Here is a 14181-nt window from a genome sequence, read left to right on the forward strand (position 1 = left end):
ATGACTTGGGAAGATGCACCATCTCACATTTGTAGGGGAGGAGATGTAAGAGGACTTGCTTTTTGCTGTCCGCCAGTTAAACCATGCCCAGTTTTAAACGCATTACAGGAAGTTAATTTAACTCCTCAGGAGTTCATTAACATCAAGATTCAATTCGGTAAAGAAACTAGATTAGGTGAAGGGGCTGGAACTTGTTTTGGTTCACTTGTATGGTGTTGTAAACCATCAAAACCTTGCCCATTAAGAGACATGACTTTAAGGAATATGGGAATGAGTCATGAAGAGTATTTGGATTTAAAAAAGCAATTATCTGAAAGATTGGTTGGAGTTAAAAAACCAGATCCAGATAAGAGAGCTGAAGCATTGGCTGAAACATTCAATATTTCCAAACTTGAAGCTATGAATGTTTTAACTGAGTGCAATAATGATTTAAGAGCAGCTGTAAAAGTGTTGCATGCAAAATCTCTTGAAAATTCTGATTAAAATGGATTGGACATCTATTTATCTAAAAACATCAAATTTAAATGTTTTTATTTTAGGCACTGGTGAAGTTGCAACAAGAAGAGCAAATAAATTCTTAGACCATGGGGCTAATGTTAGGTTGGCAGGTAACAGTTTATCTTCCGATTTGATAGGTAAAGGAGCAGAATTATGCTCCGCTGATGATGTTGATGAAATGGTCAAATGGGCTGATTTGGTTGTGGTTGCCAGCGGTGATGAAGAGATGTCTGATTATGTTTCAAAAATTTCTGGCGATAAACTGATTAATCGTGCTGATTTTCCTTTGGAAGGAAATGTAATTGTTCCTACAAGTTTTAATATCGCAGACATTGAAATATCTATTTTTACCAATGGAAAAAGTCCATTGATGGCTCGCCAATTGAGAAAAAAGATTCAATCTATAATCACTGAAGAGGATATTTTAGAAATTGAGCTTCAGGATTATGCAAGGTTAAAATTAAAAGATGTTGTCGAAAATCAAAAGGAACGCAGAAAATATCTTTATGAGATTTTTGAGGATGAAAAGATAAACGAGTTAATTAAAAATCGACAGATTAATGACGCTAAACTATATATTGATAATTTAATAAGGGGATTAAATTGATTGTTAATTTAAGGGTTGACCACAAGATTGCAGATATCCAGTCAATGGAGAATATTTCAAAGGACATGGATGAATTGTTTGGACAATTGCAGGAAAAGTATTCTATAAACGAATATGTTGAGATTTCCACTTGCAACAGGAAGGAATATTATATCAACAATGATTTGATTTCTGAAGATGATGAACTTTTGTCTCATGAAAATCAAAGCATTATAATTGAATATGGTCAGTCTGCTGTGATGCATCTTCTCAGGATGACTTCCGGTTTGGAATCAATGATTGTTGGAGAAGACCAGATTTTGGGTCAGGTTAAAGATGCCAAACATAAGGCGGTTAAAAACCATCATTGCGGCAAGTCTCTTGATGCTGTCTTTACAAAGGCAATCCACGTTGGCCAGGTTGTCAGGAATAAGACCAATATCAACAAAGGTGCTGTATCAATCGGTTCAGCGGCAATCGATTTGGCAGAAAAGCACATAGGCAGTTTGGATGATAAGTCTGTTCTGGTGATTGGTGCTGGAAAAATGGGCAAATTGGTTGCTAAAGCATTGGCCGAAAAGAATTTGAATGCTATTTTTGTCGCCAATCGTACTTATTATGTTGCAGTTGATCTTGCTAAGGATTTGGGTGGTGAAGCAATACTATTTGCAGATTTGGAAGAGTATTTGGCCACTGCTGATTTGGTTATAAGTGCTACCAGTGCACCTCATGCGATAATCACAAAAGAGCGCCTTTTGGGTATAGATATGGATTATGAGAATATAATGATGGTTGACATTGCCAATCCTCGCGATATTTCAGATGATGTTTGTGAATTGGGCGTTAAGTCTTTCAACATTGATGACCTGCGTGAAATCGCTGATGCAAATACTCAACTCAGAATTAAGGAGTTTGGTGAAGCAGAAAATATCATCAATGAAGAGTTCATTTTGCTTAAAGAATCGTTTAAAATAATGGAAGTTGATGAGATTCTTGGTAATTTAAGAGCATCTATGGAAGAGATAAGACAGCGAGAAACACAAAAAGCATCAGTGAAGTTGGCAGATGTAGATGGTAGTGTTAAAATTCTCGATAATCTAACAAATTCTATTGTCAATAAAATTTTCTATGATATTTCTAAAAATGTAAAAAAAGCTGCAAAAGAAGAAAATACAGATGTTATGGATGCAGCAGAGTATATTTTTAATTTTAATTAAAATATTACTCAAACATTCCTTTAACATCACTATTTTTAATTTTAAATGAATTTAATGCGTAATCGATATTTTCCATTGTGATTGTGTCTGAATCATTGGATATTGCATTGTGAAGGGATGTCTTCAATATCTTTTCTTTGATGTCCCTGCCTGACAGTCCTTTGGTCAGTTTGACGATTTTTTCCAAATCCAAATCATAATCAAGAGGCATTGTCATGAGGTTTTTTTCTAAAATTTCCAGTCTTTCATTTTCATCAGGCAACTTGAATTCTATTTCCTCTTCAAATCTGCTTCTGACAGCCAGATCCAAACTGCTTTGATTGTTGGTAGCTGCGATTGTTATGACAGATTTGTTTTCTTCAATGCCGTCCATTTCGGTTAAAAGTGAGTTTACAATCTCGGACACGTCTCCTCTTAATGATTGAAATGACCTGTGAAGTGCAATTGCATCAATTTCATCAATGAAAATTATTGAAGGTGCATTTTCAGATGCTTTCTTGAATAAATCATGAATTTTAGATGAGGAGTCTCCGACATGTTCTCCAATCAGTGATGTTGCCTTCACTAGATACAAAGGTACGTCAAGCTCGTTGGACAATGCCTTAACAAGCATGGTTTTGCCTGTGCCTGGAAGTCCATAAAACAAAATGTTTTTTGGCGCCCATGGTCCAAAGCTTTCAGGGTTTTCCAAATATTTGCTTATGACCTTGACTTTGGATTTGGCATTTTCCTGACCGACAATATCATCTAATCTGATGTCTGATTTTATGTTTTCATGTTTGTTTTCTAGTTTATCAACAATTATTTTGATTTTGGTGTTGTCGGAAATTATTGAATTGTCCGGTTTTGCAGTCACGATTTCAAAACCGTAGTCGGGGATTATTTTTTGGTCGAATAAAAATGAGTTTTCACAAACAACCAAACCTAGCCATTGCTCTCTTGCATATTCCTCAAACAGATTGATGTTGGTAATTTCAATTTTTTCATCCATCAGTGTGAAATCGAAGGGGTAACCAACAGGTTTGACTACAACCAATTCTGCATATTCCTTATTTTCATTTTCAATTTTTGATGCTTTTTGGTTGGTTGTTTTAATTTCATACTTTTTATTGTCACTTTTCAAATAATCACCTCCGAGTTTTTGTTACACATTCAAACATTATCTTTAATAATTTAAATAGTTGTTGTAACAAAATAGTTTTTAGGAGTTTGATTCATGAATTTCACAACAAAAAGGGCCATGGCAATAACGCCGTTTTACATGCTGTTTGAATTTTTTTTGCTTAAATATATCTTTTTGTTAGTTGGCGGTATTGATACTGGTTATATATTGATATTGACTTTGTTTATCGGCTTGATTCATTTTGTGCCACTGTATTTTGAATCTAAAAAATCAAGAGTCATAACCCGTTTTTTCTCGACTCTTGATGGGCTCTGTATGTGGGCGTCAGTGATGTTTCTGATAGACATCGTATTCATATACATTCTTGGGAGATTTGTGGTTCTGCCCTTTGAGATTATTTTAATATTATTGTTAATCGTGCCGCTTTTAGGAATCTATAATTACTGGAAAGCCCATAATCTTGTTGTTAATGAGAAAACGATTGAATTGGGTAACTTGGAAAGGGACATTAACATTGCGCACCTCTCTGATGTTCATTTCGGATTAATACGTCACAAAAAAATTATTGAAGATATTGCCGATAAACTTAATGGCCTTGACTGTGAACTGGCCATCATTTCTGGGGATTTGACTGACGGTACATCAGTTGTTGAGCCGGATGATTTGATGGCTTTTTGCAATGTGGGGATGCCTATTGTGTTTACTCCCGGAAATCATGATTTCTATCTGGAAATTGATGATGTGATGGAGGCCTGTAGAAAAGCGGGGATTATAGTTTTGGACAATGAGTCAATGGAATTTGCAGGTCTGAATATTCATGGTCTTTCATATAGTTTTGATGATAGAAGCAAACCAAAACTTGACGAATCATTGATTAGGCAGAACAAAGTAAACATCCTAAATTATCATGTTCCCTATTATTGGGATGATTTTTCAGCAATGGGCTTTGATGTTCAATTGTCTGGTCATACTCATGGAGGACAGTTTTATCCCGCTGTTTGGTTTGGAAATTTAATGTTCAAGTATAATAAGGGACTTTTCAAAAACGATTTGGGCAGATATATTCATGTAACCACAGGTGTCGGGTCCATGGGCACCCCGATGAGATGGGGAACTGATTCTGAAATTGTAGTCTTGAAATTGAAAAAGGTTTAATAGTTATATTTTATATTATTTGAATATTTAATTTGCCAATATCTTATTATTGGAATGTATATAAACTTAAATATCTTGCAAGTTATTAATTATAACTGGAATGATAATATGGATGACAATACTCTAAAGATATTTGCTTATATAAATATTTCCACATATCGGATAAAAGCGATAAAAGCGATGAAGACTGGAAATGAAACTCCTACCCAAATAGCTAATGATTCAGGCATTAGATTGAGCCATATATCAAAAGTTCTAAAAGAACTGAAAGATTGTGGGGTTGCCGAGTGCATCAATGAGAAAGACCGCAGAAACAGGATATATAAATTGACTGACTTGGGTCAGGAAATAGCGGATAATTTGGACTGAAACTTATACTTTTTTTAATTAGTTTAATCAAATATGTAGTCATGGTAGAAGATAATCATAATCATTTTTGTATTTACTGTGGGGCGAAGCTAGTTCCAAACCAGCATTTCTGTTCTCAATGTGGAAAGGAAGTCTATCACGATCCGGTTCAGGTAATTAAGAATTCTTCCAGATATGAATCAAAAATCAAACAACTTGAAACTGAATATGACTTTAAACAAGCGAAAGCTAAGGAATTGGTTGATAAGCTGTTTGACCCTTCACACATGTCCCATTCTAAGTTCATGGCAGCCATCAAAAAATCCAATCAATTATTTGCCAATCAGTTGAAGATAACTCAAAAGATGATGGAATTGGAAAGCAGCGAGTTGGTCAATAGGCAAATTGAAGATAAAATAAGGGTATTGAATACATTCATTGATAAGATGGAAGAACTGATAAACGAACTTGTAATCCAATTAAGCTCCAATAAGGATGACAATGATGACATAAATGCATTATTTAAGGATATGGATGATCTAATAGGCTCTGTTAAAGACTATTAAATCATTTCTTCATAGATTTCTTTCATTTTCAGAGCATCCAGGTCTCTTTGCGGAGTTTCACAAATTATATTTGCCTTCCACCCATTGTCGATTAGATTTGAAAGAAGATCTCTGATGTTTGGACCGTATTCATCACTTTCATCCAGTGTGTGATGCTTTACCTCTCCTCCTTTGCCGTATTCGATGGTAGTGAAATGGCAGTGAAGGATGTCGATGTCCAGATTATCTTCAATTATTGAAAATATGCAATTATAATCCTCTTTTTCATTTAGAAATCCTCTGCCTCTTGCATGGACATGGGCAAAATCAATTGTCGGCTCGAAATGGTCGAATGTAGCGCATAGCTCAACAACTTCTGAGACATTTCCTAGCTGGGTGCGTTTTCCTGTAGTTTCAGGAGCAAAGGTAAATTCCTCAATGCCTTCAGCTTCAAGCTCTTCAAAGAGTCTTTTAATAGTATTCTTTGATATTTCCATTGCCTTTTCCGGTTTTCTGTTAAGGTAAGCACCTGGATGGAACACCAAACGGTATGCTCCCATCCATTCCCCTGCACGGGCAGCAGCCATCAGATGCCCAATACTTTTGTCGAGTTTTGACTCTTCCTTTGCACATAGATTAATGTAATATGGAGCATGCATTGAAATCAGGATGTCATGCTTTTCAGATTCCTCTTTTAATGTGGTTGCCGCTTTTTCACCAATTCTGACGCCATATGGAGACTGGTATTCATAGGAGTTTAGTCCTTCGGCCTGAATGTATTTGGGAGCCTTATATGCAGCTCCTTTATAATTGACAGGACTTCCGGCAGGTCCAAAAAGTACATTATGTTTCATTTAAATCAGTAAAAAAATAGTAAAAAAAGAGGGAATTTAGAATATTCCCATAGCTTTGTTGGTTTTTGCAATTGATTTTTCGCTGTCACTTTCCATTTCTAAAAGTGCACGAATTGCATCAATGTTTTCAGGTATTACATCAGATTCCTGATGCACTGCTTGCATGTAGAACAGTTCGTTGTCTACGACATTTATGGATTCCCTCCAAACTGGAATTTCGTAAAGGTCATTTCTGTTTCTTCCAAGTTCTTTGGCATATTCCATTAGCTCGGCAGTTGAACCTAATCCTTCTTCAGCAGACACGACTAGTACTCTTGAACGTTTTTCCAATGCTTCAATGATTTCTTCGGTTTCAACATCGTTGTTGATTTCAACCATGATGTTGTGTTGGTGCATTAGGGTAGTAGGCACAAGCAATGCCATGGTTGTAACGTCAATACCTTTCATAACGGTTTTCACGTCAGGTCCGTGGTGAGATGGTACTTTTGGAGGGTTTGGAACAATAGCGTTGATTGGTCCTTTTTTAATTTCAGATGGGTCTGATCCTCTTCTTACCATTACTGCTCTTACTTTTTTAATGTCTGCAATCGGATCAATTGTTGATAATGTACGGGTTAAACCAGTAGTGTTACATGAAACTACTCTGGTGTAGTCTGCGCCGTAGGAGTCATCATAATTACCAAAAGAATTGAATGAAAGACCTGTTAGTTCATGGTCTTCTCCACCTTGGTAGATAGCTTTTACGCCAGCTTTCTTATACATTTCAAGGTTTTGCGGACCGATGCTTCCAGGGGTACAGTCAACAACGACATCAGCTTCCTGAATCATGTCTTCAACGGTACCGGCTATTTCAATTCCTGCATCTTTGAATAATTGTTCTCTTTCTGGAATTCCGATGTATAAAGGATATCCCTTTTCTTCAACAGCGGTTCTTGCTTCGTAGTTTGGTCTAGTTTTACTTACACCAATTACTTTCATATCATCTTGAGCGGAGACAGCATCAGCCACTCTTTTACCGATGGTTCCATAACCATTAATTGCAACAGTTTTCATTTTTATCCCTTTTTTTATAATAATTTAAATATTAGATGGATTTAAATCTGTTTTTTAAATTATATATAATTTGATATTTTCAATTGAGGTAATTTTGTAAAAAAAGAAAAAAAGTTTAGCTGAATTTGATGGATTCAGCCATTGTTTTCATTAAGGTTTCATTATCACACTGCAGTAATATGTATCTGGTGTTGTCTCCGGAAATGGCCATGTCGTGGTAGTTGTCCTCTCCAATGATGTTGTTTCCCTTAAAATGGATCACGGTAGTGTTATTGTAGGATTTTAAGGTGATATTTTCATCGTTTTTAGCCATATCCTCATAATATTTTAACAGATTGTCCTTTGCATCTGTAGATTCAGCGTAAATGATGTTTATCTTTTCAGTATAATTTTTGTAGTTGACGCTGATGTTGATATTATTAGTGGGTGTTCCTTCCTTCTTTTCAAATGTAATTCCTTTCGGAACTTTCATTTTAAAGTAGGAATCGAAATCCTTCTGTTCTATAGTGGAATTGTCACTGGCAAATCCTGTGCCTGCAACCAGAAGCACTACCAATGCCAAAACTGCAATTAAAAGTAAACTTTTATAAATTTTCATATTTGTAATTCTTTTAAATATTTTATAAAAATTTTACTAAAAATTATTATATACTGTCATTTAAATTTAATAATGGTGTTATTTTTGAATGGGGTAAATCTAAATTATATGCTTGAAGGAAGTGGCGAAACGGTGGTTTTCGTTCATGGTCTTTCGGACAATATTTTGTACTGGGAATTTTTGGCAAGCAATCTTCGGCATGATTATCAGGTTTTAAGGGTTGATTTGAGAGGGCATGGTCAGACAGACTTGGGTGAGGATGAGATATCTATTGGCACCTATGTGGATGATTTGTATAATCTTTTATGCGAATTGGGCATTGATAGGTTTGCTTTGGTCGGCTTTTCAATGGGTGGGGCCATTGCACTCGATTTTGCTGTCAGATATCCTCAGATGGTATCCTCCCTGGTTCTGATGTCCTGCTTTTATAAGGCAGATTCTCATCTGAAGAATGTTTTCAATCAGTTAAGGGATGCTTTAGAAATCAGTTTTGAGGATTATTATGATTTAATCTTACCTATGGTTGTGTGCCCTGCATTTATTGAGGAAAATAGATCAGAAATAGTATTGTTAAAGGAGGCGGCATCACAATCTGCCAATACTCAGGCATATATTCAGGCCATTGATGCGTGTTTGGGTTTTGACATTGAAGAGAAACTGTCCGATATTGACATTTCAACATTGATTCTTGCGGGAAAGTATGATGATATGACTCGGTTGGATTCACAGGAAGAACTTCAGGGTAAAATTAAGAACTCAAGATTGATTGTTTTTGATGATGTAAGGCACAACCTTTTAATTGGCAAAAACAATGAAATAATATTGGATATTTTAAAAAAAGAATTTAAGTAGAATGATTATTCTACTTTAAAGCCAGCTTCTTCAACGGCTTCATTAATGTCATCATCACTTACGTCGCCAGACATTGTGATTGTTGTAATTCCGGAATCTAAATCTGCTTTTGCTTCTTCAATTCCGTCAACATCTGTTAAACATAATTCTACAGCTTTTACACATGATGGACAGTGCATGCCCACTACTTTAATTTCTTTTTCAGCCATTATAAATCACCTTATTGTTGATAGTTAATATTATACTTTTGACTTATTTAAATGTTTAGTCATGCCTAACTTTCTTGGGTCCTTGCAGTCTCTTCTTGAAAGCTTGTATTTCACAAGCGTTGAGGAGTAGATAATGACTACGACTGACCCGATATTGTGGATCAGTGCTCCTTCAATCGGGTTTAGGATTCCCATAATTGCCAATGCCATTGCAATGATATTCAGAGACAATGCAAAGCCAATGCCTATGCTAATTATTCTTATTGTCCTTCTTGCAATTCCGATTAAATGTGGAATGTCTTCGATATTGTCATTGATTAAAGCGATATCTGCTGCCTCAACGCTTACGTCACTTCCAATGTCTCCCATAGCTATTCCTACATTAGCCTTTCGGAGTGAAGGTGCATCATTTATTCCGTCTCCAATCATCGCTACCTTGTGTCCAAGAACCTGCTCTCTTTTGATGTATTCGGTTTTATCTTCTGGTAGGCAGTTAGATAAAACATTTCTGACTTTCACTTGCTGTGCAATATGATTGGCAGTATTTTCATTGTCCCCTGTAAGCAGGGTGGTCTTGACTCTCAATCCTTTCAGTTTTCTTATGGTCCTTTTTGAATTTTTACGCAATGTGTCTGCAAGTTCTATGTTTCCAAGTATTTCACCATCCTTTGCAACAAATATTTGAATTTCCCCATTTTGAGGTTCCATATCAGATTCTAAATAAATACTTTCTTCTTTTAGAAGTTTTTTATTTCCGGCTATTATTTTTGAGCCGTTTATGTTTCCACTAACTCCATTGCCGATGTGCATCTTAAAGTCTGTAACATCCGCTAAATCATCATTGTAATATTTGACAATTGATTTTGCAATTGGGTGCTCTGATTTTGATTCGAGTGATGCAAGAAGATACATCATTTCCTTTGGATTGTCAGATGTTATCTTAACGATTTCAGGAGTGCCGTTTGTCAATGTTCCAGTCTTATCGAATACCAGTTCGTCAACTTTCGCCAGTTCTTCCAGTGATTCGCCATCCTTAACAAGAATTCCATATTTTGTCAGATTTCCAATTGCTGCCATTATTGCTGTTGGTGTCGCCAGAACAAGTGCACATGGGCAGAATACAACCAGGATTGTAACTGATCGGGATATTTCAAAAGTATAGAGATATGTCAATACAGCTGCAATAAATGCTATTACAACTATGATTGTTGCCCATTTGTCTGCAGTCCTGACGATCTTGGCGTTTTCAGGTTTGGATGATTCAACCAATCTTATTAATTTTTGAAAGGAACTCTCTTGGCTGATTTTTGTTGTTCTCATTGTAAATGATCCGTAAAGATTGATTGTTCCACTGAATACTTCATCATTTTCTTTTTTGTCTATTGGGAGGGATTCTCCGGTTAATGTGGATTGGTTGATGGAAGTTTCGCCTTTTATAATGACTCCGTCAGTAGGGATGCTTTCACCGGGCAATACTTTTAGTATGTCTCCAATTTGAACTTCTTCAACAGGGATTCTTTCTTCAATTCCATTTTTAATTCTTGTAGCGAATTGAGGAGTCATTTTTACAAGTTCTTGAATTTTTCCCTGTGTTTTTGATACTGTATACCCTTCTAGAAATCCTCCTATTGCCATGATTGTTGCAATTTCACCTGCCGCAAAAACTTCGCCGATTATTATTGATGCTATTATTGCAATTGAGACAAGCAAATCTGCTTTGATATCAAATTTGGTTATTAATCCTTCACAACATTCTTTAATTATTGGTGCTCCACATAGAATCACTGCAATCCATGATATATAATCGAGGGATAGAATAAAACTTGTGATTAAACTTATTGCTGAAATTGCAATAATTATGATGTCAATTTTTTCTTTCTGTGTGAGTTTCATTTTTATCAACCCTAATGTATAGGTATACCCCATATGGTATAAATTTATTTTAAAAAAAATTAAAGTCTAGAGTAGTATTCCAAAATTGTTGAAATGTCACTTATTGCTTCATCGGCATCTTCCTCTTTAATGGCTTGCTTTACGCAATGTTCGAGATGTCCTTCAACAATAATGTGTCCAACCTTGTGCAATGCGGATTTAACTGCATTTACCTGCATTAATATCTGTTCGCAAGGGATGTCCTCATCTATCATGCGATCAATTGCATTGACTTGGCCATTGATTTTTTTGAGTCTTCTGTGAAGGTTGTCACTATCCATACATTCTTTCATGATATCACATCCTATACCATAGGGGGTATATGTTGGAATTAGTATATAAACATTTGCATTTCTGAAAAATTAAAAAAATAAAAAAAAGGAGGAAAATATCAAGACTATGCTTGATTTTCCATTTCTTCAAATTTGGCTGGGAAATATTCGTCTACAACGTATTCAAGCCCATATTTTGAGAAAGATTGTTGTTCTGCTTTTTTACCAATTTTAAGCATCTTTTTGATTTCTGTTTGCCAGAATTCATCTTTATACCTTGGGTCTTTAGAAAGCTCTTTGAGTCTTAGCACGTCAACATCTTTTAACTTATCGGTTGGTAAATCATAATTGATGATGTCGGATGCTGTTACTCCAATGAATTTAGCGTCAGGTGTTGCTAAATCCTTATTAACGTGAGCTAATTTTGCACTTCCAGAGATAATTACCTGTGCAATGTGGAATCCCCAAGGGTCTCCGTCGTTACAGATATATACTGGTAAGTCAAGTTCTGTATTGACTCTTTTGAGGAATCTTCTTGTAGCACGGGCAGCCTGTCCTTTGAGCCCAACAATCAAACAGTTAAATCTTTTATGTGCATCTTCCTGCACTAACCTGTGGAACATTCCCATGGTTTCCACTGCAAGTACTTTATCAACATTATGGTCAAGGAAATCCACTTGATCTATTGTTGGTGAGATTGTATAACCTGATTTTCCCATTTTTGAAGCGTTGATTTCCACTTCATCATGTAAGGTCAGGTCTCCATAAACGGATGCTCCGTCCTCTTCAGGCATTAATCCTAAATCTTCACGGGTAGTACCGAGGGTTACTTCCAGGTCTTCTCCAACAATGTTTGATTCCTGCTGGTTTTTAAAACTGATTCCCCAACCTTCGGAAACGTAATACATTTCCCTGATGGTTGCGGTTTTTTCACGAGCAACAAGATCTTTACAGAAATTGGCAACATAAACCATTTGGCCCATTTTTCTTATTTGCTTTACGTTACCTAATGATCTTTTACCGTACCTGTCACCTAATACGTAGTACCTTTTAGCTTCATCATAAACGATGTTTCCAGTACCACGGGATGGAACTCTAACTGAAGGAACTTTATTCTTTTCAATGTCTTCAATAATTTCCTGACCTAATCCTTTGAGCTTATTGAAGGTATATTCTTTTCTTTTTTCTTTATGTGATTCTCTTCTTTTTTCGTCAGCCATCTAATCACCTAGTCCTCAAAACCATCTTCAACATCATCTTCTTGGAAGTTGTCTAATGCAGATTGACCTTCTTCAACGGCATGACCGAATTCATCAACTTCTTCCATGATGATTGCATCAAGTTCTTCTTCTTCCTCTTCCTCTTCAACTGTTTCACCAAGCAGCTCTGCAAGAGCCCTTTTAGTCACTTTTGCCAGCACTTCATGGTATTCAGGAACTCCGGTTTCACCGAGCTTTGCAGCTTCTTCAATAATGACCGGAACATATTCTTCAAATACTTTTGAACGTTTTTCCTTTTCTTTAGCGGCTCTTTTAGCTCTGATATGCTTTTGAAGTTTACGGGCTAATTTCATGGTTGCTTGTCTTATTTCATGAACGATTTCAGGCTCAGGGGATACACTCTGTTTACCTGTTGAGAGATATGGGACCTGAGTTGAAATGATATTGACAAATAAAGTTAATGGAGTATTGTCCATGTCTTTTAAACCGTAACGTTTCCAGTCAATACTTTTGAGAGCTTCTGTAATGGCACAGCTTCCTGCGTCGAATGTTAACGGAACCCTGTTTGCAAATCTCATGATTTCAGATTTTCTTTTCTCGTTAACTACTCTTCCGGCGTCTCCACCATATGCAAGACCTGCTTCGATAATGAATGAAACACCACCCTGATATGTTACAGGCTTTCTTGTGATTGTTGTAACGAATTCCGGTTTAAGGATTTGTTTCATACCTTTTTCCACTTGTTCGGATCCGATTGGTATAAGTCCGTCTGTTGGAGGTGCCATGAATTTCATTTTCTTAAAGCAGTGGACGATGGCCTCTGCTTCAGGGAATGTCATGGCTTTCGGACGTTTGTTCATGTCGATTCCAGTCATCTCGGCAATTTCATCAACCCTTTTGTTGGACATTCTTGACATTGATGAAGTCAGCATACTTTTGTATCTTCTGCTGTCGGTATTTTTTGCCATTGTCATTAAATCGTCAGCGCTTACACCTTTAGGGTGAGGCAATACTTCTTTTGGTTGTACAGGAACAACATTTGCTGCCCTTTTGAAGATGTATTTGTGTCCTGATGGGTCTCTGAAAGTGATTTTTGCGTGAGGGTTTCCAATCATGGTTCTTCTGATGTATTCAAAAGCACCCTGTTCTGCAAGAGAGTATGACACATCTTTAAACTGCAGTTCAATGCATACTCCAGTCTGTTCTGCAGGATAATCTTCCCTTTCCATTAGAATTCCACGGTTGTTTTCAACATCCATTTGGAATTTCATTTTCACTCCTTTGATTTCATCTCCATCCTTGTAGCATGAAATTACGCGGGCAGGCTTACCAGTGGTCATTTGTGATAAGAGCACACAACCACTACAACCTAAACCTTGCTGTCCTCTGGATTGGATGTTTCTGAATTTGGATCCTGCAAACATCATACAGTATACTTGCATCACATATTCTTCTGGAATTCCAGGTCCATTATCTCTGTGTCTTAAGATATAATGTTCTTTATCAACACGTTTCAATTCGATGTCGATATCAGGTAATATCTTTGATTCTTCACATGCATCGAAACTGTTTGTAATCAATTCGTGGAAAACGATTGTTAAAGAACGTATTTTACCTGTGAATCCCAACATCTGTTTGTTTTTTCTAAAAAACTGGGATGGGGTTAATCTTTGAAAGTCCTCTTCCCAATCAAGTCCTATTTGTTGTTGAGCCAAAATT

At 36.3% G+C, this 14181-nt stretch carries 16 protein-coding genes; 7 read left to right on the forward strand and 9 right to left on the reverse strand.

Annotated features, from left to right (window positions below; all coding sequences use genetic code 11):
* Genes ACJMML_RS00665 through hemA form a run of 3 tightly spaced genes read left to right on the forward strand, consistent with a single transcriptional unit; the run spans position 1 to position 2301 of the window.
* Complete coding sequence (locus ACJMML_RS00665; protein ID WP_330026177.1) at positions 1 to 483, forward strand: methanogenesis marker 9 domain-containing protein; 483 nt, start codon at positions 1 to 3, stop codon at positions 481 to 483.
* Position 484: 1 nt separating this feature from the next.
* Complete coding sequence (locus tag ACJMML_RS00670; protein WP_405305513.1) at positions 485 to 1105, forward strand: bifunctional precorrin-2 dehydrogenase/sirohydrochlorin ferrochelatase; 621 nt, start codon at positions 485 to 487, stop codon at positions 1103 to 1105.
* Positions 1102 to 2301, forward strand: a complete 1200-nt coding sequence (gene hemA, locus ACJMML_RS00675) for a glutamyl-tRNA reductase (RefSeq protein ID WP_405305514.1) — start codon at positions 1102 to 1104, stop codon at positions 2299 to 2301. Before ACJMML_RS00670 ends, hemA begins: the two co-directional genes overlap by 4 nt.
* A gap of 4 nt (positions 2302 to 2305) precedes the next feature.
* Here hemA and ACJMML_RS00680 read toward each other — a convergent pair whose 3' ends face one another.
* The gene (locus tag ACJMML_RS00680; RefSeq protein ID WP_405305515.1) at positions 2306 to 3424 is read right to left on the reverse strand and encodes an AAA family ATPase; all 1119 of its coding nucleotides are present in this window, start codon (positions 3422 to 3424) and stop codon (positions 2306 to 2308) included.
* A gap of 93 nt (positions 3425 to 3517) precedes the next feature.
* On the opposite strand from ACJMML_RS00680, the gene ACJMML_RS00685 reads away from it, so the two are divergent.
* The 3 genes from ACJMML_RS00685 to ACJMML_RS00695 all read left to right on the forward strand — a co-directional run bounded on the left by ACJMML_RS00685 (position 3518) and on the right by ACJMML_RS00695 (position 5493).
* Positions 3518 to 4579 (forward strand): metallophosphoesterase, encoded by a 1062-nt coding sequence (locus ACJMML_RS00685; RefSeq protein ID WP_405305516.1) that lies wholly within the window; start codon positions 3518 to 3520, stop codon positions 4577 to 4579.
* A 108-nt stretch (positions 4580 to 4687) separates the two neighbouring features.
* Entirely contained in the window at positions 4688 to 4948 is a 261-nt protein-coding gene (locus ACJMML_RS00690; RefSeq protein ID WP_405305517.1) for a winged helix-turn-helix domain-containing protein, read from the forward strand.
* A 41-nt stretch (positions 4949 to 4989) separates the two neighbouring features.
* Complete coding sequence (locus ACJMML_RS00695; RefSeq protein WP_405305518.1) at positions 4990 to 5493, forward strand: zinc ribbon domain-containing protein; 504 nt, start codon at positions 4990 to 4992, stop codon at positions 5491 to 5493.
* Here the strand turns inward: ACJMML_RS00695 and ACJMML_RS00700 are convergent.
* The 3 genes from ACJMML_RS00700 to ACJMML_RS00710 all read right to left on the reverse strand — a co-directional run bounded on the left by ACJMML_RS00700 (position 5490) and on the right by ACJMML_RS00710 (position 7977).
* Complete coding sequence (locus ACJMML_RS00700) at positions 5490 to 6326, reverse strand: TIM barrel protein (protein WP_405305519.1); 837 nt, start codon at positions 6324 to 6326, stop codon at positions 5490 to 5492. The genes ACJMML_RS00695 and ACJMML_RS00700 overlap by 4 nt on opposite strands.
* Positions 6327 to 6362: 36 nt before the next feature.
* Positions 6363 to 7379 (reverse strand): phosphorylating glyceraldehyde-3-phosphate dehydrogenase, encoded by a 1017-nt coding sequence (locus tag ACJMML_RS00705; RefSeq protein ID WP_405305520.1) that lies wholly within the window; start codon positions 7377 to 7379, stop codon positions 6363 to 6365.
* Positions 7380 to 7494: 115 nt separating this feature from the next.
* Positions 7495 to 7977 (reverse strand): hypothetical protein, encoded by a 483-nt coding sequence (locus tag ACJMML_RS00710; protein WP_405305521.1) that lies wholly within the window; start codon positions 7975 to 7977, stop codon positions 7495 to 7497.
* A gap of 84 nt (positions 7978 to 8061) precedes the next feature.
* Here ACJMML_RS00710 and ACJMML_RS00715 point away from each other — a divergent pair, with 84 nt between their 5' ends.
* Positions 8062 to 8829: an alpha/beta fold hydrolase gene (locus ACJMML_RS00715; RefSeq protein ID WP_405305522.1), complete on the forward strand. Its 768-nt coding sequence runs from the start codon at positions 8062 to 8064 to the stop codon at positions 8827 to 8829.
* 5 nt (positions 8830 to 8834) lie between these two features.
* Here the strand turns inward: ACJMML_RS00715 and ACJMML_RS00720 are convergent, their stop codons facing one another.
* The 5 genes from ACJMML_RS00720 to top6B form a co-directional block, all read right to left on the reverse strand.
* Complete coding sequence (locus ACJMML_RS00720) at positions 8835 to 9038, reverse strand: heavy-metal-associated domain-containing protein (RefSeq protein ID WP_405305523.1); 204 nt, start codon at positions 9036 to 9038, stop codon at positions 8835 to 8837.
* A gap of 30 nt (positions 9039 to 9068) precedes the next feature.
* Positions 9069 to 10931 (reverse strand): heavy metal translocating P-type ATPase, encoded by a 1863-nt coding sequence (locus ACJMML_RS00725; RefSeq protein ID WP_405305524.1) that lies wholly within the window; start codon positions 10929 to 10931, stop codon positions 9069 to 9071.
* A 59-nt stretch (positions 10932 to 10990) separates the two neighbouring features.
* Complete coding sequence (locus ACJMML_RS00730; protein WP_405305525.1) at positions 10991 to 11263, reverse strand: metal-sensing transcriptional repressor; 273 nt, start codon at positions 11261 to 11263, stop codon at positions 10991 to 10993.
* 104 nt (positions 11264 to 11367) lie between these two features.
* Positions 11368 to 12462: a DNA topoisomerase IV subunit A gene (locus tag ACJMML_RS00735; protein ID WP_405305526.1), complete on the reverse strand. Its 1095-nt coding sequence runs from the start codon at positions 12460 to 12462 to the stop codon at positions 11368 to 11370.
* Positions 12463 to 12470: 8 nt separating this feature from the next.
* On the reverse strand, positions 12471 to 14180 hold the full coding sequence (gene top6B / locus ACJMML_RS00740; protein WP_405305527.1) for a DNA topoisomerase VI subunit B: 1710 nt from the start codon (positions 14178 to 14180) through the stop codon (positions 12471 to 12473).
* Position 14181: the final 1 nt, after the last annotated feature.

It is taken from the genome of Methanobrevibacter sp. (genome assembly GCF_045130115.1).
In the GTDB taxonomy this organism is placed as follows: Archaea; Methanobacteriota; Methanobacteria; order Methanobacteriales; family Methanobacteriaceae; genus Methanocatella.

What these genes read in the sequence shown, in the direction of transcription:
- ACJMML_RS00720 (WP_405305523.1), bottom strand. Translation starts at nt 9,038, where the DNA reads ATGGCTGAAAAAGAAATTAAAGTAGTGGGCATGCACTGTCCATCATGT.
- ACJMML_RS00690 (WP_405305517.1), top strand. Translation starts at nt 4,688, where the DNA reads ATGGATGACAATACTCTAAAGATATTTGCTTATATAAATATTTCCACA.
- ACJMML_RS00700 (WP_405305519.1), bottom strand. Translation starts at nt 6,326, where the DNA reads ATGAAACATAATGTACTTTTTGGACCTGCCGGAAGTCCTGTCAATTAT.
- ACJMML_RS00705 (WP_405305520.1), bottom strand. Translation starts at nt 7,379, where the DNA reads ATGAAAACTGTTGCAATTAATGGTTATGGAACCATCGGTAAAAGAGTG.
- ACJMML_RS00665 (WP_330026177.1), top strand. Translation starts at nt 1, where the DNA reads ATGACTTGGGAAGATGCACCATCTCACATTTGTAGGGGAGGAGATGTA.
- ACJMML_RS00725 (WP_405305524.1), bottom strand. Translation starts at nt 10,931, where the DNA reads ATGAAACTCACACAGAAAGAAAAAATTGACATCATAATTATTGCAATT.
- ACJMML_RS00685 (WP_405305516.1), top strand. Translation starts at nt 3,518, where the DNA reads ATGAATTTCACAACAAAAAGGGCCATGGCAATAACGCCGTTTTACATG.
- ACJMML_RS00710 (WP_405305521.1), bottom strand. Translation starts at nt 7,977, where the DNA reads ATGAAAATTTATAAAAGTTTACTTTTAATTGCAGTTTTGGCATTGGTA.
- ACJMML_RS00670 (WP_405305513.1), top strand. Translation starts at nt 485, where the DNA reads ATGGATTGGACATCTATTTATCTAAAAACATCAAATTTAAATGTTTTT.
- ACJMML_RS00695 (WP_405305518.1), top strand. Translation starts at nt 4,990, where the DNA reads ATGGTAGAAGATAATCATAATCATTTTTGTATTTACTGTGGGGCGAAG.
- ACJMML_RS00735 (WP_405305526.1), bottom strand. Translation starts at nt 12,462, where the DNA reads ATGGCTGACGAAAAAAGAAGAGAATCACATAAAGAAAAAAGAAAAGAA.
- ACJMML_RS00730 (WP_405305525.1), bottom strand. Translation starts at nt 11,263, where the DNA reads ATGAAAGAATGTATGGATAGTGACAACCTTCACAGAAGACTCAAAAAA.